Annotated in this window: 14 protein-coding genes; 4 read left to right on the plus strand and 10 right to left on the minus strand. The window is 69.6% G+C overall.

Annotated elements, in window-relative coordinates; all coding sequences use genetic code 11:
• Positions 1–10: 10 nt before the first annotated feature.
• Both QR64_RS24340 and QR64_RS24345 read right to left on the minus strand, forming a co-directional pair.
• Positions 11–1,510 carry a cytochrome ubiquinol oxidase subunit I gene (locus QR64_RS24340; protein WP_039587673.1) on the minus strand — a complete coding sequence of 500 codons (1,500 nt, stop codon included), beginning with the start codon at positions 1,508–1,510 and terminating at the stop codon, positions 11–13.
• A gap of 241 nt (positions 1,511–1,751) precedes the next feature.
• A complete protein-coding gene (locus tag QR64_RS24345) occupies positions 1,752–2,606 on the minus strand; it encodes an aminodeoxychorismate lyase (protein ID WP_024103013.1) in 855 nt (284 codons plus the stop codon).
• Between the two features lie 56 nt (positions 2,607–2,662).
• Between QR64_RS24345 and QR64_RS24350 the strand changes: the two genes are divergently transcribed.
• The 4 genes from QR64_RS24350 (at position 2,663) to QR64_RS24365 (ending at position 5,857) form a co-directional block, all read left to right on the plus strand.
• On the plus strand, positions 2,663–3,793 hold the full coding sequence (locus QR64_RS24350; protein ID WP_006551810.1) for a YgfZ/GcvT domain-containing protein: 1,131 nt from the start codon (positions 2,663–2,665) through the stop codon (positions 3,791–3,793).
• Complete coding sequence (locus QR64_RS24355; RefSeq protein WP_033096832.1) at positions 3,790–4,494, plus strand: MOSC domain-containing protein; 705 nt, start codon at positions 3,790–3,792, stop codon at positions 4,492–4,494. Before QR64_RS24350 ends, QR64_RS24355 begins: the two co-directional genes overlap by 4 nt.
• Positions 4,491–5,471 carry an asparaginase gene (locus tag QR64_RS24360; RefSeq protein ID WP_033096833.1) on the plus strand — a complete coding sequence of 327 codons (981 nt, stop codon included), beginning with the start codon at positions 4,491–4,493 and terminating at the stop codon, positions 5,469–5,471. The genes QR64_RS24355 and QR64_RS24360 overlap by 4 nt, the downstream gene beginning before the upstream one ends.
• Positions 5,472–5,665: 194 nt before the next feature.
• Positions 5,666–5,857, plus strand: coding sequence for a DUF3073 domain-containing protein (locus tag QR64_RS24365; protein WP_006551813.1), 192 nt, complete (start codon positions 5,666–5,668; stop codon positions 5,855–5,857).
• Between the two features lie 225 nt (positions 5,858–6,082).
• On the opposite strand, the gene purM is transcribed toward QR64_RS24365, so the two are convergent.
• From purM to QR64_RS24405, 8 genes are all read right to left on the minus strand, one after another.
• Positions 6,083–7,156: a phosphoribosylformylglycinamidine cyclo-ligase gene (gene purM, locus QR64_RS24370; RefSeq protein ID WP_006551814.1), complete on the minus strand. Its 1,074-nt coding sequence runs from the start codon at positions 7,154–7,156 to the stop codon at positions 6,083–6,085.
• A 137-nt stretch (positions 7,157–7,293) separates the two neighbouring features.
• Positions 7,294–8,877 (minus strand): amidophosphoribosyltransferase, encoded by a 1,584-nt coding sequence (gene purF, locus QR64_RS24375; protein WP_006551815.1) that lies wholly within the window; start codon positions 8,875–8,877, stop codon positions 7,294–7,296.
• Positions 8,878–8,975: 98 nt separating this feature from the next.
• Positions 8,976–9,362 carry a sterol carrier family protein gene (locus QR64_RS24380; protein WP_024103011.1) on the minus strand — a complete coding sequence of 129 codons (387 nt, stop codon included), beginning with the start codon at positions 9,360–9,362 and terminating at the stop codon, positions 8,976–8,978.
• 11 nt (positions 9,363–9,373) lie between these two features.
• Entirely contained in the window at positions 9,374–10,060 is a 687-nt protein-coding gene (locus tag QR64_RS24385; RefSeq protein ID WP_052227414.1) for a CPBP family intramembrane glutamic endopeptidase, read from the minus strand.
• Complete coding sequence (locus QR64_RS24390) at positions 10,057–11,832, minus strand: alpha/beta hydrolase (protein WP_006551818.1); 1,776 nt, start codon at positions 11,830–11,832, stop codon at positions 10,057–10,059. Before QR64_RS24390 ends, QR64_RS24385 begins: the two co-directional genes overlap by 4 nt.
• Positions 11,833–11,834: 2 nt before the next feature.
• Positions 11,835–14,114 carry a phosphoribosylformylglycinamidine synthase subunit PurL gene (gene purL / locus QR64_RS24395; protein WP_024103009.1) on the minus strand — a complete coding sequence of 760 codons (2,280 nt, stop codon included), beginning with the start codon at positions 14,112–14,114 and terminating at the stop codon, positions 11,835–11,837.
• Positions 14,115–14,181: 67 nt separating this feature from the next.
• Positions 14,182–14,856, minus strand: a complete 675-nt coding sequence (locus tag QR64_RS24400; protein ID WP_231781116.1) for a Uma2 family endonuclease — start codon at positions 14,854–14,856, stop codon at positions 14,182–14,184.
• Positions 14,853–16,148 carry a M18 family aminopeptidase gene (locus QR64_RS24405; protein ID WP_006551821.1) on the minus strand — a complete coding sequence of 432 codons (1,296 nt, stop codon included), beginning with the start codon at positions 16,146–16,148 and terminating at the stop codon, positions 14,853–14,855. The genes QR64_RS24400 and QR64_RS24405 overlap by 4 nt, the downstream gene beginning before the upstream one ends.
• Positions 16,149–16,205: the final 57 nt, after the last annotated feature.

Here is a 16,205-nt window from a genome sequence, read left to right on the forward strand (position 1 = left end):
CCGCCCACTCCTAGTACGCGAAGGACAGCTGTTTCGGCTGCGTGTCGTCGGTGTCGTCGTCGGAGCCCGGCGGTTGCGCGTCGTGCTCCTGCGGGCCTTCCATCGCGTACTTGCGGATGAGCCAGAACCACACCACGCCGAGCGCTGCGTAGACGAGGGTGAAGGCGATCAGCGAGGTGAGCACCGTTCCTGCCGCATGATCGGAGACACCCTGGTCGACGGTGAGCCGGATCATGTCCACGCCCGTGGGATTCGGATGCACCACCCAGGGCTGCCGGCCCATCTCGGTGAAGATCCAGCCCGCACTGTTGGCGAGGAAGGGCGTGGGGATCGCGACGAGCGACAGCGTCGAGAACCACCTCTGGTCGGGCACCCGGCCGCCGCGGGTGACCCACAGCCCGGCCAGGGCCAGGGCCGCGGAACCGGCGGCGAGGCCGATCATCGCGCGGAACGACCAGTAGGTGACGAACAGGTTGGGCTTGTAGTTGCCGGGGCCGAATTGCTGTTCGTACTGCGCCTGCAGGTCCTCGACGCCCTGGAGGGTCACGCCGCTGAACTCGCCCTGCGCGAGGAAGGACAGCACGTAGGGCACGTCGAGGACGTGGATCACGCCGTCGCAGTCGTTGTGCGTGCCGATCGTGAGGATCGAGAAGTTGGGGTCGGTCTCGGTGTGGCACAGCGACTCGGCCGAGGCCATCTTCATCGGTTGCTGCTCGAACATGAGCTTGGCCTGGACGTCACCGGTGACGAACAACCCGATGCCCGAGATGATCATGACCATCAGGCCGAGGCGGGTCGCGGGGCGGAACAGTCTGCGGGCGTCGTTCTCGAGGCGCTGGGCCTCCTCGGGTTCCGAGGTGCGGATCTCGGCGGCGCGTCGCATGTTGCGGACCATCCACCAGCCACCGATGCCGGCGACGAAGGTTGCGGCGGTGAGGAATCCGCCGGCGACCGCGTGGGGGAAGGCTGCGAGCGCGGTGTTGTTGGTGAGCAGTTCCCAGATGCTCGTCAGCTCGGCGCGGCCGGTCTCGGGGTTGTAGGTGGCCCCGACGGGATGCTGCATGAACGAGTTCGCCGCGATGATGAAGAAGGCAGAGGCGTTCACGCCGATCGCGACGAGCCAGATGGTCGCGAGGTGCACGAGTTTCGGCAGGCGCGTCCAGCCGAAGATCCACAGGCCGAGGAAGGTCGACTCCATGAAGAAGGCGACGAGACCTTCGAGGGCGAGGGGTGCGCCGAAGACGTCGCCGACGAAGCGGGAGTACTCGCTCCAGTTCATGCCGAATTGGAATTCCTGCACGATGCCGGTCGCGACACCGAGCGCGAAGTTGATCAGGAACATCTTCCCGAAGAACTTCGTGAGGCGGTACCAGTGATCCTTGCCGGTGACCACCCACATCGTCTGCATGATCGCGACGAGCGGCGCGAGGCCGATCGTCAACGGCACGAGGATGAAGTGATACACCGTCGTGATCCCGAACTGCCACCGGGACAGATCCAAGACGTCCATTGCCACTCCGAGTGAGGCCCGGTCGATACGGAGATCCAGAGCGGGGCCGACGCTGCGGTTCTCGTTCGCGAAGACACGCCGGTAGTACTGCTCCGGCCTTGCTACTACCGAATGTAGTAGCGATTGCGCGAAGTGGGACAGGTTCGTGTCGCCCGACACATCGGACTCACGTCACATCGGATACGGATCACCCGCGGGGGCACACCCGCCGCCACTCAGGAAGCTGCATCGACCGATTCGCTCACGAAGCGGCGTCGACCGCCTCGTCGACGAGGCCTTCGATCTCGCCCTCCTGGACCCGCGAGACCAGCGCGTGCCCGTTGAGGGTGTGCACCCGCACCGCGAGCGCCACGCTGGAGATCAGCCAGAGACCGTCGGCGACGACGAGATCCGCCGGGCGCAGCGGCTCGTACCGGACCGTGAAGTCCCGCTCCCCCGCCAGGTCGAACAGTGCCTGCTGCGTGGTGCCGGGGAGGATCCCCTGCTCCGGCGGCGGAGTGAGCAATGTCCGGCCACGCGCGACGAGCACCGTCGACCGCGGACCCTCGAGCACGTAGCCCTCGGCACTGACGAAGATCACGTCGTCGGCGCCGACCGACTCGGCGTGACGCAGTGCCGCCATGTTCGTCGCGTACGACAGCGTCTTGGCACCGAGGAGCTGCCACGGCGCCTTCTGCGCCAGATCGGTCGAAAAACCCCGTTCGAGGGTCACCACGGACACGCCGTCGCGCCGTGCGATGCCGACACGCTCGGCCACCGGCGTCACGAGCAGGAAGGCCGTCGGCGTGTCGGCGCCCTCACGACCACGCGTGTAGACCAGGCGCAGCACGCCCTCCTGCTCGGCGCCCCACTGTTCGAGTGCCACGTCGACGGCGAGCCGCCAGTCGTCGCGATCGGGTTCGGGCAACTGTGCGGCGGCCGCGGACGCCGCGAGCCGGGCGAGATGCAGTTCGAGCGCACGCGCCCGGCCGCCTCGCACGAGCAACGTCTCGAACACCCCGTCGCCACGAAGAACACCGAAATCGTCGGCGTGCAGAAGGGGTGCGTCCGCATCCCTCACCTCGCCGTCCAGCGTCACCAGCACCCGCTCAGCCATGGCGCTCAGCCTAGCCACTGGCAGACCTGTCGGCCGGTTCCCCATAGACTGGTGTCGTGACCGAGTCTCCGATCGTGTCCGAAAGCGCCCTTCTCGCACTTCCCGGCGCAGTCGCCTCGCCTTCCGGCGGGCCCGATGCCGGACTTCCCTGGCATTACGGCGACCCGCTCGGCGAGCAACGTGCCGCCGCCACGTCCGCCGCCGTGGTCGACCGTTCCACCCGCTTCGTCCTCGCTGTTCCGGGCGACGAACGCCTGAGCTGGCTGCACACCATTTCCAGCCAGCACATCGCGTCGCTCCCGAACGGCACCTCCGCCGAGAACCTGAGCCTCGACGCGAACGGCCGCGTCGAACACCACTTCGTGCAGACCGACCTCGACGGCGTGACGTGGATCGACACCGAAGCCGACCGCGGACCCGACCTGCTGGCCTTCCTGAAGAAGATGGTGTTCTGGGCGAAGGCAGAACCCCGCGACGGCAACGAACTCGCGGTCCTGAGCCTCCTCGGGCCGGACGCCGGCAGCCCCGCCGTGCTCGCCGTGCTCGGGATCGACGCGCTGCCGGCCGAACCCTATGCCGCCGTCGCCCTGCCCGCCGGTGGCTTCGTCCGCCGCATGCCGTGGCCCACCGAGCACTCCTTCGACCTCCTGGTGCCACGCGAGTCGCTCACCGCGATCTTCACCGCCCTGCGGGACGCCGGCGCGCGTCCGGCCGGCAGCTGGGCGTTCGAGGCCCTGCGCGTCGAAGCGGTCCGTCCCCGGATCGGTGTCGACACCGACGAGCGCACCATCCCCCACGAGGCCCGCTGGGTCGGCGGACCCGAGCAGTACGGCGCCGTCCACCTCGACAAGGGCTGCTACCGCGGTCAGGAGACCGTCGCGCGGGTCCACAACCTCGGCAAGCCCCCGCGACATCTCGTCCTTCTCCATCTCGACGGCTCGGCCGACGGACGACCCGAGACGGGCGACGACATCACCGCCGGAGGTCGCGCGGTCGGACGCATCGGCACGATCGTCGACCATCACGAACTCGGGCCGATCGCGCTCGCGCTCGTCAAGCGCACCATCACGCCCGACACGGCCCTCGTCGCAGGACCGTGCGCGGCGTCCATCGACCCCGACTCCATCCCTCCCGACGACGGCATCCAGGCAGGAAGGGCGGCGGTCGACCGATTGCGCGGCCGGTGACCGCCGAGACGGCCGGCACGCGGCCGGCGACCTCGGGGACCGTCGCAGCGGTCTGCGTCGTGCACACGCTGCACGAGACCGGACTGCGGCGTAATCCCGTCACCGCGATCGACAAGCGTCCCGTCGACGGGCCGGTGCACGTCGGCGAGCTCGGCTTGACCGGCGACCGCCAGTGCGACACCGCCAACCACGGCGGCGTCCACAAGGCCGTCTACGCCTTCTCGCAGGACGAGTCGCGCCGCTGGGGCACCGAACTCGACCGGGAACTGCCCATCGGCTGGTTCGGCGAGAATCTGCACGTCGCCGGGTTCTCCCCCACCGACGCCGTCATCGGCGAGCGGTGGCGCGTCGGCGACGGCGGTCTGCTCCTCGAGGTGACCGGCCCCCGTACCCCTTGCCGCACCTTCGCGATCCGTTCGGAGGAAGTCGACTGGGCCACCCGGTTCGTCGCTCGCGGCGATTGCGGCGCGTACCTGAAGGTGATCTCCGAGGGACCGGTGGCCGCGGGCGACCGCATCGTCGTCGAGCACGTCCCCTCCCACGCGGCCACGGTGCGCGATCTGTTCACCGGGCAGGGCCACGAGCGGGTCGCCGCGATGCTCGAGCAGCAGGCCGACATCGCTCCCAGCGTCGCCGACAAGGCTCGCCGCCTCGCCGGACGACCACAGGAGGGGCGGGCACGGAAGGGAGAGAGTCGTTGAGCGTCGAACTGGTCGAGGTGGTGCGCTCGGGCTTCCGGGAGTGCATCCACCGCGGCTCGCTGATCGTTCTGGACCCGGACGGCGAGGTCCTCGTCTCGCTGGGCGAGGTGCACACGCCGATCTATCCGCGGTCGTCGAACAAGCCGATGCAGGCGGTCGCGCTGCTGCGCGCCGGCTTCGTCCCCCGCGACTCCGCCGAACTCGCGATCGCCACGGCGTCGCACGAAGGTGAGGCCGACCACGTGGAGGCCGTCGAGCGGATCCTGTCCGGTGCCGGTTTCACCGAGAAGGACCTGCGCTGCCCGACGGATCTGCCCGGCAACGAACTCACCCGCGCCGAGGTGCTCGCCGCCGGACGCACGCCGCGGTCGATCTACATGAACTGCTCGGGCAAGCACGCGGCGATGCTCGCGGCGTGCGCGGCGAACGGCTGGGACACCGACGGCTACACCGACGCCGGCCACCCGCTGCAGCAGCTGGTGACCGAGACGATCCTCGAACTGACCGGCGACATCGAGGACACCGATCTCGGAATCGACGGCTGTGGTCTGCCGATCGTGCCCGTCCCCCTGTTCAATCTCGCCCGCGCCTACTCGCGGCTCGCGACGGCGGAGGTCGGCACGCCCGAGCGCGCCGTCGCCGACGCGGTGCGCGAGCATCCGTTCCTGATCTCCGGCACCGGCAAGGACGATCTGAAGCTCATGCGCGCGGTGGGCGGTCTGCTGTGCAAGGCGGGCGCCGACGGGATCCACGCCGGCGCGCTGCCGGACGGCACATCCTTCGCCTTCAAGATCGACGACGGGCACGAGCGGGCACGCCTCCCGCTCACCGCGGCCCTGCTCCACCGCCTCGGAGCGGGTGCCGCCACGAACGCCGCGACCTTCGATTCCGAACGGCTGGCGGTGCTCTCGTCGGCACCGGTCTTCGGTGGTGGCGTGCGCGTCGGCACCGTCCGGGCCGTCCCGGGGGTGTTCTGAAGGGCATCTCTATCACATTTCAACAGCATTCATGCAGGTCGGGTCGTTATGAGGCGTAACGGACACCGGCCCAGCCGGGTGTGTGGAGGCGCAACCGAAGTTTCCACGCTAAAGTGGGCGTCAGGAAAATACTCAACACACCGGGGCCGCCACTTTTCCCCAGGCCGCCCCGTCAAAGCGCGAGGGGGTTGGCCATGGGCCGCGGCCGGGCTAAGGCAAAGCAGACCAAGGTTGCACGGCAACTCAAGTACAGCTCGCCGTCCACCGACTTCGAGAGCCTCCAGCGAGAGCTGTCTGGCGGAGCAACCAACTCGCAGCGGGACGAAGTCTTCGCCGAGCAACGTTCCGGTTGGGACGACGACTACGACGACGACTGGCGTCGCTGACCTGATATCACTCTCTGACGGAGGGGGAGGCCGACTTTCGGCTCCCCCTCCGTCGGTGGTGTGGTCGGCGTTCGACGCGAGGCCGGACGGCGCTCGTCACCGTCCGCAGCCTTCGAGCCTGTGACTTCCGAGTTCACAACACGGCAGTAGCCGAAAGGCCGGTTCCCCCATTCATCCTGGGGGAACCGGCCTTTCGTCGTGTTCGCGTCGGGCGACGCGCGCCCGTCAGAAGCGCGGGTGGTCTCCGAGCAGCACCGCGCGCTCGTCGGCGCCGTCCTGCGCCTTGCGGACCGTGCCGAGCGTCCAGCAGTCGATGTGCCGGGCGGTGAGCACCGCCAGAGCCCGGTCGACGTCCTCGGGGGCCACGATGGCCACCATGCCGACGCCCATGTTGAAGGTCTTCTCCATCTCGACCCGCTCGACCCGTCCGCGCTGCGCGATGAGGCCGAAGACCGGAGCCGGGCTCCAGGTGGTGCGGTCGAGCTCTGCGACGAGCCCCTTGGGCATCACGCGCGCGAGGTTCGCGGCGAGACCACCACCGGTGACGTGGCAGAAGGTACGCACCTCGGTCTCGGCGGCGAGCGCGAGGCAGTCCTTGGCGTAGATACGGGTGGGCTCGAGCAGCTCCTCGCCGAGGGTGCGACCGAACTCGTCGACGTGCGCCGTCAGGCTCATCTTGCCGATGTCGAGCAGCACCTTGCGGGCGAGCGAGTAGCCGTTCGAGTGCAGACCCGAGGCGCCCATCGCGATGACGACGTCGCCGGGGCGCACGCGGTCGGGTCCGAGCAGCTTCTGGGCCTCGACGACACCCACGCCGGTCGCGGACAGGTCGTAGTCGTCGGCCGCCATGACGCCCGGGTGCTCGGCGGTCTCGCCACCGAGCAGCGCGCAGCCGGCCTGGACGCAGCCCTCGGCGATGCCGGCGACGATCTCCGCGACCCGCTCGGGCACGACGCGGCCGACGGCGATGTAGTCCTGCAGGAAGAGCGGCTCGGCGCCGCAGACCACAAGGTCGTCGACGACCATGGCGACGAGGTCGAGACCGACCGTGTCGTGCTTGTCGAGTGCCTGCGCCACCGCGAGCTTGGTGCCGACACCGTCGGTGGACGCCGCGAGCAGCGGCTCCTTGTATCCGTCCTTGAGCGCGAACAGACCGGCGAAACCACCCAGGCCGCCCATGACCTCCGGGCGGGTGGCCCTCTTCGCGTGCGGGGCGAACAGTTCGACGGCTCGGTCACCGGCCTCGATGTCCACGCCCGCCGCGGCGTAGGAAGCTCCGGGGGTTGCGTCCTCGGTCATGAGTTGTCGGCTCCAGCCTCGAGTTGTGTCTTGTCGTGAAATATCTGGCTACATGCGGGCAGGCACACCTGCGTCCGGGCATGCGAAACGCACGCCGAACCGTGCCGACCGCGGCACTTACGGTACCCGACCAGCTTCTACGGCCGACTGAGAACGTCCGCGTTGTCGTTGTCCAACACGGTCGGGGTGGCCGAATCGGTGTCGACGACGCCGGCGAGGACGTCCTTGCCCGCCTGATGTTCGCTGGGGAGGGCGATCGGGTAGTGGCCGTCGAAACATGCAGCGCACAAACGGGATGCGGGCTGCTCGGTGGCGCCGATCATGCCGTCGATCGAGATGTAGCCGAGCGAGTCGGCACCGATCGACCTGCGCACCATCTCGACCATCTCGTCGTAGTCGTGCCCCTCCTCGACGGTGTCGCGGGTACCTGCACCGTTGGCGATCAGCTCGGCCGGCGACGCGAAGTCGATGCCGTAGAAGCAGGGCCACTTGACCGGCGGCGAGGCGATGCGCACGTGGATCTCGAGAGCACCGGCCTCGCGCAGCATGCGGATCAGGGCGCGCTGGGTGTTGCCACGCACGATCGAGTCGTCGACGACGACGAGGCGCTTACCGCGGATCACCTCGCGCAGCGGGTTGAGCTTGAGCCGGATACCGAGCTGGCGGATGGTCTGGCTGGGCTGGATGAAGGTGCGGCCGACGTAGGCGTTCTTCATCAGGCCCTGGCCGTACGGGATCCCCGAGCCCTGCGCGTAACCGACGGCGGCCGGGGTGCCCGACTCGGGTACCGGGATGACCAGATCGCCGTCGATCGGGTGTTCCTTCGCGAGCCGGCGGCCGATCTCCACGCGGGTCGCGTGGACGGAGCGACCGGCGATGGTCGAGTCGGGGCGCGCGAGGTAGACGTACTCGAAGACGCAGCCCTTGGGTTCGGGGTTCGCGAAGCGCGACGAGCGCACACCGTCCGCGTCGATCGCGAGCAGTTCGCCGGGCTCGATGTCGCGAACGAAGGAGGCACCGACGATGTCGAGGGCGGCGGTCTCGCTGGCGACGACCCAGCCGCGGTCGAGGCGTCCGAGGCACAGCGGGCGGATACCCCAGGGGTCGCGGGCCGCGTAGAGGGTGTGCTCGTCCATGAAGGTCAGGCAGAACGCGCCGCGCAGCTGCGGGAGCAGCTTCATCGCGGCCTCTTCGATCGTGCTGTCCTTCGCGCCGTGAGCGAGCAACGCACCGACGGTGTCGGAGTCGGAGTTCGCCGCACCGGGCCGTGTGGGATCGAGCACGCCGAGACGACGTCCGCGTTCGGCGAGTTCGGCGGTGTTGACGAGGTTGCCGTTGTGGCCGAGCGCGACGCCCGAGCCGGCGGCGGTGGTGCGGAAGATCGGCTGCGCGTTCTCCCAGGTCGTCGACCCGGTTGTGGAATAACGGCAGTGGCCGATGGCGATGTGGCCGGTCATCGCGGCGAGCGTCTGCTCGTCGAAGACCTGGCTGACGAGACCGAGATCCTTGAACACGAGCACCTGCGAACCGTCGGCCACGGCGATGCCCGCAGCTTCCTGCCCTCGGTGCTGCAGCGCATAGAGACCGTAGTAAGTGAGCTTCGACACGTCCTCGCCGGGAGCCCACACTCCGAACACTCCGCACTCTTCGCGGGGTTCGTTCTCGGGTTCGGTGGAGGCGAGAAGATTACGTGTGTGGACCGACAGATCGGCACTGGTCACGGACGTGCTCCCTGAGGCTGGACAAGCGGGGCTCCCCCCATTCTACGGGCAGCGCGGGGTGCTTCTTCCCGGACGCCCGGCGTGAACCCCGGCAAACGTCAGAGTCGGGCGATCGGGAGCAGCCGTCCGATCTCCGCTGCGCGCCCACCCGACGCCTCCACCGCACCCGAGTCCACGGCCCCGGCGAAATCGATGCTGCCGACCACCAGACGCAGCCACGTCCGCGGATCGGTCTCGACGACGTTCGGTGGTGTCCCCCGCGTGTGACGCGGGCCTTCGATGCACTGGACGGCCACGAAAGGCGGCACCCTAACCTCCACACTCGACCCAGGGGCTATCTGCTCGAGGCTGCGGGCACTGAGCCGCACAGCGGCGGCGAGATCGGAGCGCGGCGGTTTCTCGTCGCTCTCCCCCCTCATCCACGGACCCACCCGTTCGAGAGCTGCGCGCAGTTCGGCGGGGTCGACGGGTCTCCGGGGTGCCATGGCAGCACACCCTAGCGACGCGCGTCGCGCTCGGAAGTACGCAGCCTCGTCGCGATGCCCACGGCGACGGCCCCGCCGGCGTTGATCGCCAGGTGCAGGAGCATCGGCGCGACGACGCTGCCGGTCCGTCGTCGCAGTTCGTCGAACACCACCCCGCTCAGGGCGGTGAGCGCGACGGTTCCGGGCACCGAGTCCCCGGCGTGCCGGGCGGGGGCGACGTGCCAGAGCCCGAAGGCTACCGAGGTCAGCACCCGGTGCCACCTCCGTGACTCGCGGCGGGTCAGGGCGTACAGAACCGATCGGAACAGCAGCTCCTCGGCCAGGACCGTCCCGAAGGGGATGTGCACGAAGACCCACTCGGTGTGGTCGGCGCGTCGCGCTCCGGCGGCCATCCGCCGTCGTACGGGTGAGACGGCGAGCATCACCGTGTAGGCCGCGACGGGCAGGACCACCGACGCGGTCCCCCACCGCAGGCCCTTCCCTGCCCCGCGCCAGCCGAGCTCGGTTGCGGAGACCCCGGCCGCGCGGGTCGCCGCGGCGAGCGCGACACCGAATCCGGCGTTCGCTGCGGCCCGGCCGCGCGGACCGAGATCCATCGCCGGGAGGACGAGGTTGTTCCACGCGACCAGCGCGGCGGCACATCCCGCAGCGGTGCAGCTCACGGCGGTGCCGGTCACTGCAGCGACTCGCGATGTCATTTCTCGGGCCCGTCGTCCTCCGCGAACGCCTCGAGGGCGATGCGCACCCGCTCGGTGTCGTTCTCGGTCCAGCCCTCGGGCTGGGTGATCTCGATCCATCCCTCGAGCACCGCCGACCCGTAGTTGTGGCCGTGTCCGTCGGGGACGCCGGCAGCGTTGGTGAGGTCTGCGGAGACCTGCCAGAAGGTGACGAAGGGGAACCACCGCATCTGCGGCAGCCGGTCGCGTCCGGGCGGCTCCGACAGCCAGTCGGGGCGGGAGAACAACAGGTCCGGCGACCACCAGACGACGGGATCCGAGGCGTGCTGGATGTAGAGCACGCGCGGCGACAGCCACGGTGTGTCGGGCTCGTGGATCGCCTCCCGGCTGTCTGCGAAGCGCACGACGAGACCGTCCGCGTACACCGGTTGCACCTCGGTCGTGCCGGGATCGCGGCGCTCGACGAGCTGCCGCCACAGACGGTTGGAGTTGGGCGGGCCCACCCACAACACCCCGTCCATCTGGGCACGGATCTCGGCAAGGCTGTCGAAGGCACCCTCCCCCGACTGCGTGCCGAGGCTCTCGCCGTAGAGGAACAGATCGGGGCGGTCGTCCTCGGGCAGCTGCGACCAGCGTTCGTGTACCCGCTCGATCAGCATCTTGCCTGCGGCCGCAGCCTTCTCACGGTCGGCGAGGAAGGAGATCCAGCTCGGGAGGTAGGAGTACTGCCAGGCCACCATCGCCAGGTCGCCGTTGTGCACGAGCTCCATCGCGCGGGCCGCGGTGGGATTGACCCAGCCGGTGCCGGTGGTGGGGATCAGGACGAGCGTCGAGCGGTCGAAGGCACCGGTCCGCTCGAGTTCCGCGAGGACGAGGTCGATGCGTTCTTCCGGGGTGGGTGCGGTGTCGAGACCGACGTACACGCGGATCGGTTCCGGTGCGGGACTGCCGTTGACGGCGGTCAGTTCCTCGGCGTCGAGTCCTCGCGAGACGAAGTTGCGACCCTCGAATCCGAGCGTCTCCCAGGCCGCGAGGGACTCGGGACTGCCGGACTTTGCGGGGTCGACCGGTTGGATCGCCCCGGGACGAGTGGTGTCGTCCTCCAGGCCGAACGCCTGATTGACGATCGCGTAGGAGCCTCGGACGAGCACGCCGTCGATGAGCATGAAGGTCGCCAGCACGACGACGAGAACGCCGAGCGTGCGGGCGAGACCGAGCGGCATCCGGGTGCGGCGCATGAGCAGCATCGACACCCAGCGGACGATGTCGCGCAACCCGCGCCACAGAGCGATGAGGGCGGCAGCGACCGCGACGCTCAGCACGATGGTGCGCAGATATCCCGAGGTCGTGGTGCCCTCGACACCCATCAGGGCGGCGAGCTGGCGTTGCTCGCCGGCGGAGAGCACGAGCGCGACGAGCGACGCGAGAACGGCCGCGACCGGAACCGCGACCTTGATGGCACGCAGCACAGGCAGCGGCGGCGGCCACCATCGCCACGCGGGGAGCAGGAAGCGGGCCACGGGCCAGCCGACGACGCATCCGACGCCGTACCCGATCGTGGCGTTGATGCCGCCGATCAGGCCCTGGAAGAGCCAGTCGCGCGGAAGCAGCGACGGCGTCAGCGACCAGCAGAAGAACAGCGCGGCGAAGGCGACGCCCGTGAAGTCCAGGCCGAGCCACCCCCACACCCGCGCGGTGAGGGGGTGGCGCTCACCGAAGTCGGTGACCGCGGCGATGATCCGGCCCTGCCGGGCCTCGAACGCCGCCAGTCGATCGACCTGGGTGGCCGGCACGGTTACCCGAACAGGGCAGGCAGGGTCCCTTCCCACACCTCGCGCAGCTCGGTCATGGGGATCGAGAACAGGCCCTGGATCTCGACGGAGTCGGATCCCTCGTCGACGACGCCGATGCGCACCCACGGCATGTTGCGTGCGGTGCACATGCCCGTGAAGCGCGATTCCTCGGTGCGCGGCACGGCCACGAGCACGCGGCCGGCAGATTCGGAGAACAACGTCACGAACGGATCGGCGCCCTCGGGGAGCAGCACGCGGCAGCCGGTCTCGCCCGCGAGTGCGGCCTCGACGACGGCCTGCGCGAGACCACCCTCGGACAGGTCGTGTGCGGCGGAGATCAGGCCGTCGCGCGAACCGGCGGTGAGGATCTCCGACAGCAGCCGCTCACGGTCGAGATCGACCTTCGGCGGGACACCACCGAGGTGGTCGTGTTCGACCTGCGCCCAGATGGAGCCGTCGAACTCGTCGCGGGTCTCGCCGAGCAGGATCAGCGTCTCGCCCGGCTCGAGGCCGACGCCGGTGGGGATGCGACGGTGCACATCGTCGATTACACCGAGCACCGCGACGACCGGGGTCGGCAGGATCGCGGTGGCGCCGGTCTGGTTGTAGAAGCTGACGTTGCCACCGGTGACGGGGATGCCGAGCTTCGCGCAGCCGTCCGCGAGGCCGCGCACGGCCTGCTGGAACTGCCACATCACGCCGGGGTCCTCGGGCGAACCGAAGTTCAGGCAGTTCGAGACGGCCTTCGGCGTCGAACCGGTGACGGCGACGTTGCGGTAGGCCTCGGCGAGGGCGAGCTGGGCGCCCGTGTACGGATCGAGCTGCGTGTAGCGGCCCGAAGCGTCGGTCGCGAGCGCGATGCCGCGGCCGGTCTCCTCGTCGATACGGACCACACCGGCGTCGGCGTTCTCGGCGAGCACCGTGTTGCCGCGCACGTAGCGGTCGTACTGCTCGGTGATCCACTTGCGGCTGCACAGCGCCGGCGACGCGAGCATCTTCAGCAGCGTCTCGCGCAGCTCGTCGGCGGTCTCCGGACGCTTCAGGCCGGCGGTGGTGTTCGCGATCAGCTCGTCCTGCGAGGCCGGGCGCTCGACGGGGCGCTCGTAGACCGGGCCCTCGTGCGCGACCGTGCGCGGCGGCACGTCGACGACGGTCTCGCCGTGCCAGTCGATGACGAGGCGGTCGCCGTCGGTGACCTCACCGATGACGGTGGCCAGGACGTCCCACTTCTTGCAGACGTCCATGAAGGCATCGACGTTGTCGGGCGTGACGACCGCGCACATGCGTTCCTGCGACTCCGAGGACAGCACCTCGGCCGGGGTCATGCCCTTCGCGCGCGTCGGGACACGCTCGAGGTTGATGTGCATGCCACCGTCGCCGGCGGCGGCGAGCTCGGAGGTCGCGCAGGACAGACCGGCACCGCCGAGGTCCTGGATGCCGACGACGAGCTTCTCGCGGTAGAGGTCGAGGCAGCACTCGATGAGCACCTTCTCGGTGAAGGGGTCGCCCACCTGCACGCTCGGGAGCTTCTTGGGGCGGCCGCCGGCGCTGTCGTCGAAGGTCTCGGAGGCGAGGACGGATACGCCGCCGATGCCGTCGAGGCCGGTGCGGGCGCCGAACAGGATGACCTTGTTGCCCGTGCCGGAAGCGTGGGCGAGGTGCAGGTCCTCCACGCGCATCGCACCCGCGCACAGCGCGTTCACGAGCGGGTTGCCCTGGTAGGAGGCGTCGAAGACGGTCTCGCCACCGACGTTGGGCAGGCCCAGGGAGTTGCCGTAGCCGCCGACACCGCGCACGACACCGTCGACGACGCGACGGGTGTCGGGGTGATCGGCGGCGCCGAAGCGGAGCTGGTCCATCACGGCGATCGGGCGGGCGCCCATGGCCATGATGTCGCGGACGATGCCGCCCACGCCGGTCGCGGCGCCCTGGTACGGCTCGATGTAGGACGGGTGGTTGTGCGACTCGACCTTGAAGGTGACGGCCCAGCCGTCGCCGATGTCGACGACGCCGGCGTTCTCACCGATGCCCGCGAGCATCGACTCACGCATCTCGTCGGTGGTGGTCTCGCCGAAATAGCGCAGGTGCACCTTCGACGACTTGTACGAGCAGTGCTCGGACCACATCACCGAGTACATGGCGAGTTCGGCGTCGGTGGGGCGACGGCCCAGGATCTCCTTGATCCGGGTGTACTCGTCTTCCTTCAGACCCAGCTCCCGATAGGGCTGAGCGGCGTCGGGGGTTTCGGCGGCGTGGGAGACGGTATCCACGTGCGGTGACACTGGGCGTCGGGTCCCTTCACTCTGGGATCGAAAACGGCAGGCCGGGCGGGAACTGCCGCGGATCAGTCTATCGTTGTGCAGGCGCGACGGGGTTCACCGGTGCGGGCACGAACCCCGACGGTGTGACGGCCACCTCGGTGCCCAGCGCATCGAGGGTGACGGTGCCCGAGTGCTCCCCGTCGAATCGGTACCACCCGTCGACGAGCGTGAAGGTCGCGATCACCGGCGGTCCGCCGAGATCGACGATCCAGTACTGCGGGACGCCGGCCTCCGCGTATTCGGAGAACTTCGTGACGCGGTCGGTGCGGGCCGTGCCGTCGACGGTGACCTCCACGACCAGCTTCACCTCGGAGATCGGCGCCCGATCGGGATCGGCGTCGACGAGGGAGCGTCCCACGACGATCACGTCGGGGCACCGCACCGTCAGCGGCTTCTCCGCGACCAGCACCTCGACGCCTCCGAGCGCGCACCATTCGTCGGGCAGCTTCTCGTCGAGGAGCAACGCCAGGGTCACCGCGGCATGATCGTGCGCCGCCCCCGGCGCGGGCGCGGCGAGGAGCACGCCCTCGCACACCTCCACATGGTGCCCGTCGGATTCGGGCAGGGCCGCCCACTCGTCGAGGGACAGCAGATGATCGGGGTAGGACGGGACGTCCACTGCATTCCCCCGTTCTCTCCGACCGGACACGACCGTCTTCAGTGTGTCACCGGCGGGTGCTTCGGGGCGGGCGAACGCGGTCACGATGCCGGGGTCAGGAAAGCGGTCAGGGCCTGCGCATAGCTCGCCACGTCGTCCGCGCCCATGAACTCGCGCGCCGAGTGCATGGCGAGCTGCGGGGCGCCGACGTCGACGGTCGTGATGCCGGTCCTCGACGCGGTGATCGGGCCGATCGTCGAGCCGCACGGCAGGTCGGCGCGGTGCACGTACCGCTGCAGCGGGACCCCCGCCTGCTCGCAGGCCAGCACGAAGGCTCCGGCGCCGGTCGCGTCGCTCGCGTAGCGCAGGTTCTGGTTCACCTTCAGGACCGGTCCGCCGTTGACCGCGATGCGGTGGGCGGGTTCGTGCCGCTCGGGGTAGTTGGGGTGCGTGGCGTGCGCCATGTCGCCGGACGCGACGATCGAGCCGGCGCGGGCGCGGAGGAACTCCTCCCGGCCGCCACCCCGGAGCAGGACGATCCGTTCGAGGACGGTGTCGAGCAGTTCCGAGAAGGCGCCGCGGTCGGACATGCTGCCGACCTCCTCATGGTCGAACAGGGCGAGGAGCGGCATCGGGCCACCGTGCGCTGCGACGTGTTCCGCGGCGGCGAGAAGGGCGTGCAGTCCGGCGTAGCAGGTGCCCTGGTTGTCGAGACGCGGTGCGCTGACCAGGTCGCGGCCCGGCCCGACGACCGCGCTCGGTGCGAGGTCGTGGGTCATCAGTTCCCAGCCGAGCACCGCGCCCGGGTCGATTCCGTGCTGCTCGGCGACCCACGCGATGAACGAGCGCGGTTCGGTGCCGACTCCCCAGACGCCGTTGACGTGGCGCTGCGGATCGAGCTGGACGCCCTTGCGGTCCTCGGACAGGTGGATGGCGAGCTGCGGGACACGCAGGACCGGCGCGTCGACTCGGACGAGGACGTCCTCGGTCGTCTCCGCCGCGCGCACGGTGAAGCGGCCGGAGATGCCGAGGTCGCGGTCGAGCCACGAGTTGAGCCACGCACCGCCGTACGGTTCGAGTCCCACCATCCGCCAGCCCGCCGATGTGAGGTCGGGATGCTGCTTGACGCGCAGGTTGGGGCTGTCGGTGTGCCCGCCGACGATGCGGAAGGGTGCGGCCGGATCGTCGGCGACACCCTCGGTGCTCCATGCGATCAGCGACCCGCCGCGTATCAGGAAGAAGCGTCCCGGTTCGGAGGGCCAGGCCTGCTGCTCGTGCAGTTCGACGAAGCCCGCCTCGGTCAGCGCCGCGGCGACGGTGGCGCAGACGTGGAACGGCGACGGCGACAGGTCGACGAAATTACAGAGACCCCGAGCATCGGCACGCGTGGAAGACATGACTGCATCTTCGCATCACGGACAGCGGGAGCGCCGACCGAAAGCGCCGGCCCGCTC

Source organism: Rhodococcus sp. Chr-9 (genome assembly GCF_000801125.1).
GTDB classification, from domain to species: Bacteria; Actinomycetota; Actinomycetes; order Mycobacteriales; family Mycobacteriaceae; genus Rhodococcus; species Rhodococcus pyridinivorans.

Coding starts and splice junctions, on each gene's coding strand:
- QR64_RS24385 (WP_052227414.1), bottom strand. CDS start 10,060: ATGACATCGCGAGTCGCTGCAGTGACCGGCACCGCCGTGAGCTGCACC.
- QR64_RS24340 (WP_039587673.1), bottom strand. CDS start 1,510: ATGGACGTCTTGGATCTGTCCCGGTGGCAGTTCGGGATCACGACGGTG.
- QR64_RS24380 (WP_024103011.1), bottom strand. CDS start 9,362: ATGGCACCCCGGAGACCCGTCGACCCCGCCGAACTGCGCGCAGCTCTC.
- QR64_RS24365 (WP_006551813.1), top strand. CDS start 5,666: ATGGGCCGCGGCCGGGCTAAGGCAAAGCAGACCAAGGTTGCACGGCAA.
- purM (WP_006551814.1), bottom strand. CDS start 7,156: ATGACCGAGGACGCAACCCCCGGAGCTTCCTACGCCGCGGCGGGCGTG.
- QR64_RS24345 (WP_024103013.1), bottom strand. CDS start 2,606: ATGGCTGAGCGGGTGCTGGTGACGCTGGACGGCGAGGTGAGGGATGCG.
- QR64_RS24405 (WP_006551821.1), bottom strand. CDS start 16,148: ATGTCTTCCACGCGTGCCGATGCTCGGGGTCTCTGTAATTTCGTCGAC.